The organism is Mycobacterium sp. (genome assembly GCF_040398885.1).
Classification (GTDB): Bacteria; Actinomycetota; Actinomycetes; order Mycobacteriales; family Mycobacteriaceae; genus Mycobacterium.
Genome location: NZ_JBBATF010000127.1, coordinates 1 through 9,211, shown reverse-complemented (window position 1 = coordinate 9,211; position 9,211 = coordinate 1). Strand labels below are relative to the sequence as shown.

The following is a 9,211-nucleotide window of genomic DNA, read 5'->3' as shown; positions in this document are numbered from 1 at the left end:
TCGATGCCCTACAAGAGCGGAATGGGCCCGTTCGCCCCGGAGATCTACCGGGCGCCGATGTCGTATCCCTACCGCGACGGGCTGATCGACAAGGAGTGGGCCACCAACGGTGAGCTGGCCGCCGAGCGGGCGCTGACCGTCATCGACAAGCAGATCGGCGCGGCGAACCTGGCGGCGGTGATCATCGAACCGGTTCAGGGCGAGGGCGGCTTCATCGTGCCCGCGCCCGGCTTCCTGCCCGCCCTGCGGGCCTGGTGCTCGGAGAACGGCGTGGTCTTCATCGCCGACGAGGTGCAGAGCGGCTTCGCCCGGACGGGTGCGATGTTCGCCTGCGAGGACGAGGGCATCGAGCCGGACCTGATCATCACCGCCAAGGGCATCGCCGACGGGCTGCCGCTGTCCGGCGTCACCGGGCGGGCCGAGATCATGGACGCCGCCCACGTGGGCGCGGTGGGCGGGACCTACGGCGGCAACCCGCTGGCCTGCGCGGCGGCGCTGGCGACCATCGAGACCATCGAACTGGACGGCCTGCTGGACCGCGCCAAGGACATCGAGCGGCTGATGAAGGACCGGCTCGGCCGGATGCAGGCCGACGACGACCGCATCGGGGACGTGCGCGGCCGGGGCGCGATGATCGCCGTCGAATTGGTGAGATCCGGCACCGCGGACCCGGATCCGGATCTCACCAAGGCGCTGTGCGGCGGCGCACACGCCCAGGGCGTGATCGTCTTGAGCTGTGGCACGTTCGGCAACGTGCTGCGTTTCCTTCCGCCGCTGACGATCAGCGACGACCTGCTGAACGAGGGTTTGGACGTGCTCGCCGCCATCCTCGCCGACCTCTGATCCCGCTGACCCCGACCCCCGACGAAATTCCCACCAAGGAGAGCGCCCGTGAACGCATACGCAGTAGTCAACCCGGCAACCGGAAAAGTGGAGCGGGAGTACCCGACGGCGACCGACGCCGAGATCGAGCAGGCACTGGCCGCGGCCGAGAAGGCCTTCCGGGGGTGGTCGAGGAATTCGACCGTGGCCCAACGGGCGGCGCTGGTGGGAAAGGTCGCCCAGCTGCACGTCGAGCGCCGGGACAAGCTGGCTGACATCATCCACCGCGAGATGGGCAAGAAACTCGAGAGCGCCCTGGAGGAGGTGGACTTCAGCGCGGCGATCTACGCCTACTACGCCGAGAACGCCGAGAAGTTCCTGGCCGACGAGCCCATCGAACTGCTCCGCGGCGAGGGCAGCGCGGTGATCAGACGCGGTCCGGTGGGGGTGCTGCTGGGCATCATGCCGTGGAACTACCCCTACTACCAGGTGGCCCGGTTCGCCGGCCCGAACCTGGTACTGGGCAACACCGTGGTGCTCAAGCATGCCCAGCAGTGCCCGGAGTCGGCGGAGGCCATCGCCCAGATCTTCGACGACGCGGGGTTCCCCGAGGGCGCCTACGTCAACGTCTATGCGACCAACGAGCAGATGGCCGATGCCATCGCCGATCCGCGTGTGCAGGGGCTCTCGCTGACGGGCTCGGAACGTGCCGGCGCGGCGGTGGCCGAGATCGCCGGCCGCAACCTCAAGAAGGTGGTGCTCGAACTCGGCGGGTCCGACCCGTTCATCGTCCTCAGCAGCAACGACCTCGATGCCACCGTCGATGCCGCCGTGGCCGGCCGGATGGAGAACACCGGCCAGGCCTGCAACGCCGCCAAGCGGTTCATCGTGATCGCCGATCTGTACGACGACTTCGTCGACCGGTTCACCAAGAAGGTGCTGGAGGACGCCGACGGCCTCTCTCCGCTGTCCTCGGCGGCCGCCGCGGAACGGCTGGGCCACCAGGTCGACCAGGCTGTCGCCGACGGCGCCAGCGTGGTGTCCGCCGGCGAACGCAACGGCGCCTTCTTCCCGCCCACTGTGCTGACCGGTGTGTCACCCGACTCGCCCGCATACCGCGAGGAACTGTTCGGCCCGGTGGCCACGATGTACAAGGTCGCCTCCGAGGACGAGGCGGTGAAAGTGGCCAACGACACCCCGTTCGGCCTCGGCTCATATGTGTTCACCGTCGACGAAGAGCAGGCCCAGCGGGTGGCCGACAAACTCGAAACCGGAATGGTCTTCATCAACGGAGTCGGCGCCGAAGGTGTCGAACTGCCGTTCGGCGGGGTCAAACGCTCCGGTTTCGGACGTGAGCTGGGCCGGTTCGGCATCGAGGAGTTCGTCAACCGGAAACTCATCCGCACCGTCCCGCAATGACCCGCCCCCGGGCGGGGCACGGTCATTCGAAGAGGAGGGGCTGACCCGGCGGCCCCGCCGAGGGCGGCGGCGTCATCCCCAGATGGGTCCACGCCAGGGCGGTGGCGACCCGCCCGCGTGGCGTGCGGGCGATCATCCCGGCGCGCACCAGGAAGGGCTCGCACACCTCCTCCACCGTCGCGGCCTCCTCGCCGACCGCCACCGCCAGCGTCGAGACACCGACCGGTCCGCCGCCGAAGCTGCGGGTGAGCGCCGAGAGCACGGCCCGGTCGAGTCGGTCCAGGCCCGACTCGTCGACGTCGTAGACGGCCAGAGCGGATTTCGCGACGTCGCGGGTGATTACCCCGTCGGCGCGCACCTCTGCGTAGTCACGCACCCGGCGCAGCAGCCGGTTGGCGATGCGCGGGGTGCCCCGGGAGCGCCGGGCGATCTCGGCGCCGGCCTCGGATCCCAGCTCGATGCCCAGGATGCCCGCCGCGCGGTGCAGCACCTGCTCCAGCTCGGCCGGTTCGTAGAAGTCCATGTGCGCGGTGAAGCCGAACCGGTCGCGTAGCGGCCCGGTCAGCGCGCCGGATCTGGTGGTCGCACCGACCAGGGTGAAGGGCGCCACCTCCAGCGGAATCGAGGTGGCCCCGGGACCCTTTCCGACGATCACGTCGACGCGGAAGTCCTCCATCGCCAGGTAGAGCATCTCCTCGGCGGGCCTGGCGATCCGGTGGATCTCGTCGATGAACAGCACGTCGCCCTCGACGAGGTTGGACAGCATGGCGGCCAGATCGCCGGCGCGTTCCAGCGCGGGCCCGGAGGTGACCCGCAGCGAGGTGCCCAGTTCGGCGGCGATGATCATCGCCAGCGAGGTCTTGCCCAGGCCGGGCGGCCCGGACAGCAGGATGTGGTCCGGGGTGCCGCCGCGGTTCCTGGCGCCCTCGATGACCAACTGCAACTGCTCACGCACCCTGGGCTGGCCGATGAACTCCCCCAGCGACCGCGGCCGCAGGGTCGCCTCGACGTCACCCTCGCCGACGGTGAGCGCCGCCGAAACCTCCCGCTCCGGCTCTTCGTCGTCCTCGAATCTGCTCATTTCCTCCCCAGCATCGACAGTGCCGACCGAAGCGCGCCGGAGGTGCTCGCCTCGGGATCGCCGGCCAGCACCTTGTCACAGGCCTCCTCGGCCTGTTTGGCCGGGAAGCCAAGGCCTACAAGGGCTTCGATCACCGGAGCGCGCACGGCATGACCGGCGGCCGGCGAGCCCCCCGCCCCGCCGGGCAGCGCGCCGATCCTGTCGCGCAGTTCCAGCACCAGCCGCTCCGCCCCGCGCTTCCCGATCCCGGGCACCCGGGTCAGCGCGGCGACGTCGCCGTCGGCCAGCGCCTGCCGCAGTGCGGTGGCGTCGTAGACCGCCAGGGTGGCCAGTGCGATCTTGGGACCGACGCCGGACACACCGAGCAGGGTCAGGAACAGGTCGCGGGCCTCGCCGTCGGCGAAGCCGTAGAGCGTCTGCGAGTCCTCGCGGACGATCATCGCGGTGATCAACCGGGCTTCGTCGCCCCGGCGCAGGGTGGCCAGGGTCGACGGGGTGGCCATCACCTTGTAGCCCACCCCGGCGGCCTCGATCACCGCGTGGTCCAGGGCGATCTCGAGCACCTCGCCGCGCACCGAAGCGATCACCGTGGCCTCCGCGAGGTCTGGCCGGTCGCGGCCCTCAACCGGGCCGAATACGCGCGGCGTTGCTCCGCCGCCATCTGCTCCGCCTCGGCCATCCGGGCGATCATCGGGGCACGCCAGCAGTGACAGATGGCCAGCGCCAGCGCGTCCGCGGCGTCGGCCGGAGTCGGTTTCTGCTGCAGCGCAAGGATTTTGGTGACCATGGCGGTGACCTGCGCCTTGTCCGCGCGGCCGTTCCCGGTGACGGCCGCCTTGACCTCGCTGGGGGTGTGGAAATGGACGTCGATGTCCCGGCGGGCGGCGGCCAGGGCGATCACGCCGGCGGCCTGGGCGGTGCCCATTGCGGTGTTGGCGTTGGAGTTGGCGAACACCCGCTCGATCGCGATGACGTCGGGCAGGTGGGTGTCCATCCAATACCCGACCGTGTCGCTGATCGCCAGCAGCCGGCGCTGCAGCGCCTCCTCGGCCGGCGTGCGCACCACGTCGACGTCCAGCGCGATCACCTGGCGGGCGCTGCGGCTCTCGATCACCGACAGGCCGCAGCGGGTCAACCCGGGGTCGACACCCATCACCCGCACGCGTCACGCCTTCCGCCGCCGGAAACTACGAACAGTTGTTCGATAGCCTAGCGGCAGGGTGCGACGGAACGGGCCAGGGACACGCCCGGCGGACTACTCCGCGTCGAGTTGTGCGGCGACGTCGTCGGGGATGTCCATGTTGGTGTAGACGTCCTGCACGTCGTCGCTGTCCTCCAGTGCGTCGACCAGTTTGAGAACCTTGCGGGCGGTCTCCAGATCGGCGGTCACCGTCATCGACGGCTGGAAGCTGGCCTCGGCCGAGTCGTACTCGATGCCGGCGTCCTGCAACGCGGTGCGCACGGCCACCAGATCGGTGGGCTCGCAGACGACCTCCCAGCTGTCGTCGAGGTCGTTGACCTCCTCGGCGCCGGCGTCCAGGACGGCCATCAGGACGTCGTCCTCGGCCAGGCCGTTCTTCTCCAGCGTGACCAGGCCCTTGCGGGCGAACAGGTAGGCCACCGACCCGGGATCGGCCATGTTGCCGCCGTTTCGGGTCATCGCCACCCGGACCTCGCCGGCGGCCCTGTTGCGGTTGTCGGTCAGGCACTCGATGAGGACCGCGACGCCGCCCGCGCCGTAGCCCTCGTAGGTGATGGTCTGCCAGTCCGCGCCCCCGGCCTCCTCGCCGGCGCCGCGTTTGCGGGCGCGTTCGATGTTGTCGTTGGGAACCGAGGTCTTCTTGGCCTTCTGGATGGCATCCCACAGGGTCGGATTGCCGTTGGGGTCACCGCCGCCGGTGCGGGCCGCGACCTCGATGTTCTTGATGAGCTTGGCGAACATCTTGCCGCGCTTGGCGTCGATGACGGCCTTCTTGTGCTTGGTGGTAGCCCATTTGGAATGGCCGCTCATGACCCCTCAACTGCTCTGACCGACTGATGCGCCGTCGAGTCTACTGCGGCGGCCCCCCGACCCTGAAAACCGTTGAGTGCAGCACCCTGCACACAAAGTGCGAGTAACCCTCTGCGTGGTGCTGCACTCAAGTGATCAGGGACGTCCGGCGATCATGTCGACGAACAACCTGTGCACCCTGCGGTCCCCGGTGATCTCGGGGTGGAAGGCGGTGGCCAGCACCTGACCCTGGCGGACCGCCACGATGTGTTCACCGGCGCGGGCCAGCACCTCGACGGCCGGGCCGACCCGCTCCACCCAGGGCGCCCGGATGAAGACCGCGTGCGCCGGGCCGTCGATTCCCAGGAAGTCCAGATCGCCCTCGAACGAGTCGACCTGACGCCCGAAAGCGTTGCGCCGCACGGTCATGTCTATGCCGCCGAGGGCCTCCGCCTGCCGGCCGGGCGCCCCGGCGTCGAGGATCTCACTGGCCAGCAGGATCATCCCGGCACACGACCCGTAGGCCGGCATCCCGTCGGCAAGGCGGCGGCGCAGCGGTTGCAGCAACCCGAACTCGCGCAGCAGCAGGCTCATCGTGGTGGACTCCCCGCCGGGGATCACCAGGGCCTCGACGGCCTCCAACTCGGCCGGCCGGCGGACCGTGCACGCCCGCGCCCCGACCTCGTCCAGGGCCGCCAGGTGCTCACGCGTGTCGCCCTGCAGAGCCAGCACCCCGACGGACGGGCCGCTCACCCCGAGCCCGGGGTGTAGCCGCGCCGGTAGCGGGTCAGCCCCTCCTGCACCACCGCGGCCACCATCTGGCCGGACTGGTTGTAGATCTGGCCCTGGGTCAGCGCCCGGCCGCCGCCGGCCGACGGCGAGGACTGGTCGTAGAGCAGCCACTCGTCGGCCCGGAACGGACGCATGAACCACATCGCGTGATCCAGGGAGGCCACCGCGATGTGGGGCCGTTCCTCCTCGTGGGTGGAGTGCGCCGAGGCCAGCAGGGTCAGGTCGCTCATGTAGGCCAGCGCGCAGAGGTGCAGCAGTGGGTCGTCGGGCAGTGGGTCGCGATGCTTGAACCACACCTGCTGCGGCGACACCTGCCCCGGCCGGGCGGTCAACTTCTCCCGCGGCACCCGGCGGATATCCCATTCGGCGAACTGCGCAAGACCGCCGCCGGAATGGAAGTCGGGCAGTTCCTCGGGCGGCGGGGTGACCGGCATGGCGTCCTGGTGGACGATGCCGCTCTGATCGGTCTGGAAGGACGCTCCCGCCGAGAAGATCACCTCGCCGTTCTGGACGGCGCTCACCCGGCGGGTGCAGAACGAACTGCCGTCACGCGGCCGGTCCACCAGATAGACCGCCGGCTTGGTGGCGTCCCCCGGCCGCAGGAAGTAGCCGTGGAGGGAGTGCAGGTGATACTTCGGGTCGACGGTTCGCACCGCCGAGACCAGGGCCTGGCCGGCGATATGACCGCCGAATGTCCTTGCCAGATAACCGTCTTCGGGGTTGAAGACCGCCCCGCGATAGATGTTGACCTCGAGCTGCTCGAGGCCGAGGATCTGCTCGATCGCCACCGAGTGGCTACCAGCCGCGTTCGGCGAGCCGGTGCGGTACGGGGATGTCGGAGACGTTGATGCCGACCATGGCCTCGCCCAGCCCGCGCGACACCTTGGCCAGCACGTCGGGGTCGTCGTAGAAAGTGGTGGCCTTGACGATCGCCGCCGCCCGCTGCGCCGGGTCGCCGGACTTGAAGATGCCCGAGCCGACGAACACCCCCTCGGCGCCGAGTTGCATCATCATCGCCGCATCCGCCGGGGTGGCGATCCCGCCGGCGGTGAACATCGTCACCGGCAACTTGCCGGCCCGAGCCACCTCTACCACCAGGTCGTAGGGCGCCTGCAATTCCTTTGCCGCCACGAACAATTCGTCCTCCGACAGCGAACTGAGCCGACGGATCTCCCCGCCGATGGTCCGCATGTGGGTGGTCGCGTTGGACACGTCACCGGTGCCGGCCTCACCCTTGGAGCGGATCATCGCCGCGCCCTCGGTGATCCGCCGCAGCGCCTCGCCGAGATTGGTCGCCCCGCACACGAACGGCACGGTGAAGCGCCACTTGTCGATGTGGTGGGTGTAGTCGGCCGGGGTCAGCACCTCGGACTCGTCGACGTAGTCCACCCCGAGGCTCTGCAGGATCTGCGCCTCGACGAAATGCCCGATCCGCGCCTTGGCCATCACCGGAATCGACACCGCGGAGATGATCCCCTCGATCAGGTCCGGGTCGCTCATCCGCGCCACCCCGCCCTGGGCGCGGATGTCGGCGGGCACCCTCTCCAAGGCCATCACCGCAACCGCGCCCGCCCCCTCGGCGATGCGCGCCTGCTCGGGGGTGACGACGTCCATGATGACGCCACCCTTGAGCATCTCGGCCATACCCCGCTTGACCCTGGCGGTACCGGTCTGTGCAGCTGCGCTTTCCACTGTGGGCTCCTTCAACTGGTGCGGGTCCAGTCTAGATGCAGGCCCGCGGCGACGGATTCCGGCGGCGTCACTGGATGAGGCGGGGGCCGGCTCGGTGCCGCGGGGCGCCGGCCGCCGAGTCCGCCGCCAGGTTCGCCTCGGCGAGGAGCTCACCCAGTTGCAGCGGGTAGACCTGCTGACCCGCCGCCACCAATTCGCTGATCGCCGCGGCATCGCACCAGCGGTGGCCGTGGATATAGCGACGCTCCAGGGCGGTGCGTCCGGCCGGCGACGGCTCGAAGCGGCAGGTGCGGTGCAGGAAGTAGAACTCGTCGCTGTGCAGTACCGCGCCGTTGAAGTCGATGATCGACTCGCGCCGCCAGACCGGGCCGAGCATCCGTTCGGCGCCGGCCCGCAGTCCGGTCTCCTCGGCCAGTTCGCGGACGGCGGTCGCGACCAGCGCCTCCCCCGGCCGGGCGCGGCCGCCTACGGTGAACCACCAGCGTGGCGCGGCGCGGTCGGTGATCGCCGGATCGGATCCGCAGAGCAGGAGCACCGCCCCGTCGTCGTCGAGCAGGATCACCCGGGCGGAGGTGCGTCTCACGGTCTCACCGCTGCGCGGGCTCGGCGATCTCGAAATAGCCCGGCAGCGGGGCGCGTCCGCCGAGGCGCAGCCACCGGACCGGACGCTGTTGGCGCAGCGCCAGGGTGTCGCGGACGGCGTCGTTGTGGAAGCGCCGGGCCAGCAGCACCCGGGACTCGGCCTCGGAGAGTTCGGCCACCAGGACCGGGCGCACCTCGTCGGGCTCGACATGGCTCAGCGCGGTGGACAGTTCGTTCTCGCAGGCTTCCCGCTCCGGACGCGGCGACCGTTCGGCGGCGTCGGCCAGACCGGCCAGTCGGGCGTCGCCGACGTCGGCCGCGACGGCCCGCGCCACCACCGAACGCCGGGCCAGCGCCGCGTCGAGCGCCTGCCAGGACAGGTCGCAGCGCACGTGCAGACGGTCCAGTCGGTTGGCCGTCTGATAGGCCCACACGAGTATGCAGAGCAGGACCGCCACCAGTGCCGCGGTCAACGACCAGTACAACCCCGGGGCCATCAGGTGGCGCTCCTGGCGGGGCCACCGGCAACGCCCACCTTCATCCCGGCGCCGGCGACCGTCTCGTAGACGCGCATGATCTCGTCGGCCACCACCGACCAGTCGTAGCGCTGCACGGCGGCGGTGGCCGCCTTGACGTACCGCCGCCGCAGCCTGGGGTCACCCAGCACCGCGATCAGCGCCTCGGCCAGCGCCGCGGAGTCCTCGACCGGCACCAGTCGCCCGGCCTTGCCGTCCTGGAGCACCCGGCGGAAGGCGTCGAGGTTGCTGGCCACCACCGGGGTTCCGGCCGCCATCGCCTCCACCAGCACGATGCCGAAGCTCTCGCCGCCGGTG

10 protein-coding genes and 1 pseudogene are annotated in these 9,211 nt (G+C 70.2%); 2 read left to right on the top strand and 9 right to left on the bottom strand.

The window, feature by feature from the left end; genetic code table 11:
* Both ADBZ5U_RS12020 and ADBZ5U_RS12015 read left to right on the top strand, forming a co-directional pair.
* Nucleotides 1-843: aminotransferase class III-fold pyridoxal phosphate-dependent enzyme (locus ADBZ5U_RS12020; protein ID WP_526265720.1), on the top strand; the 843-nt coding region annotated here is incomplete at its 5' end.
* 48 nt (nucleotides 844-891) lie between these two features.
* Entirely contained in the window at nucleotides 892-2,241 is a 1,350-nt protein-coding gene (locus tag ADBZ5U_RS12015) for an NAD-dependent succinate-semialdehyde dehydrogenase (RefSeq protein WP_526265718.1), read from the top strand.
* 22 nt (nucleotides 2,242-2,263) lie between these two features.
* On the opposite strand, the gene ruvB is transcribed toward ADBZ5U_RS12015, so the two are convergent.
* The 9 genes and pseudogenes from ruvB to ADBZ5U_RS11970 all read right to left on the bottom strand — a co-directional run.
* Entirely contained in the window at nucleotides 2,264-3,322 is a 1,059-nt protein-coding gene (gene ruvB / locus ADBZ5U_RS12010; RefSeq protein WP_526265716.1) for a Holliday junction branch migration DNA helicase RuvB, read from the bottom strand.
* Nucleotides 3,319-3,909 (bottom strand): Holliday junction branch migration protein RuvA, encoded by a 591-nt coding sequence (gene ruvA, locus ADBZ5U_RS12005; protein WP_526265714.1) that lies wholly within the window; start codon nucleotides 3,907-3,909, stop codon nucleotides 3,319-3,321. Before ruvA ends, ruvB begins: the two co-directional genes overlap by 4 nt.
* A complete protein-coding gene (gene ruvC, locus ADBZ5U_RS12000; RefSeq protein ID WP_526265712.1) occupies nucleotides 3,906-4,484 on the bottom strand; it encodes a crossover junction endodeoxyribonuclease RuvC in 579 nt (192 codons plus the stop codon). The genes ruvA and ruvC overlap by 4 nt, the downstream gene beginning before the upstream one ends.
* A gap of 93 nt (nucleotides 4,485-4,577) precedes the next feature.
* A complete protein-coding gene (locus ADBZ5U_RS11995; RefSeq protein ID WP_526265710.1) occupies nucleotides 4,578-5,333 on the bottom strand; it encodes a YebC/PmpR family DNA-binding transcriptional regulator in 756 nt (251 codons plus the stop codon).
* Nucleotides 5,334-5,468: 135 nt separating this feature from the next.
* Nucleotides 5,469-6,065, bottom strand: coding sequence for a pyridoxal 5'-phosphate synthase glutaminase subunit PdxT (gene pdxT, locus ADBZ5U_RS11990; protein WP_526265708.1), 597 nt, complete (start codon nucleotides 6,063-6,065; stop codon nucleotides 5,469-5,471).
* A complete protein-coding gene (locus ADBZ5U_RS11985) occupies nucleotides 6,062-6,892 on the bottom strand; it encodes an acyl-CoA thioesterase II (RefSeq protein WP_526265706.1) in 831 nt (276 codons plus the stop codon). Before ADBZ5U_RS11985 ends, pdxT begins: the two co-directional genes overlap by 4 nt.
* A 7-nt stretch (nucleotides 6,893-6,899) precedes the next feature.
* On the bottom strand, nucleotides 6,900-7,796 hold the full coding sequence (pdxS, locus tag ADBZ5U_RS11980) for a pyridoxal 5'-phosphate synthase lyase subunit PdxS (protein ID WP_526265704.1): 897 nt from the start codon (nucleotides 7,794-7,796) through the stop codon (nucleotides 6,900-6,902).
* A 67-nt stretch (nucleotides 7,797-7,863) separates the two neighbouring features.
* Nucleotides 7,864-8,875, bottom strand: a pseudogene (locus ADBZ5U_RS11975) (NUDIX hydrolase).
* Nucleotides 8,875-9,211 (bottom strand): glycosyltransferase family 4 protein (locus tag ADBZ5U_RS11970; RefSeq protein ID WP_526265702.1); only part of this gene is annotated, 337 nt, incomplete at its 5' end. The pseudogene ADBZ5U_RS11975 and the gene ADBZ5U_RS11970, both read right to left, overlap by 1 nt.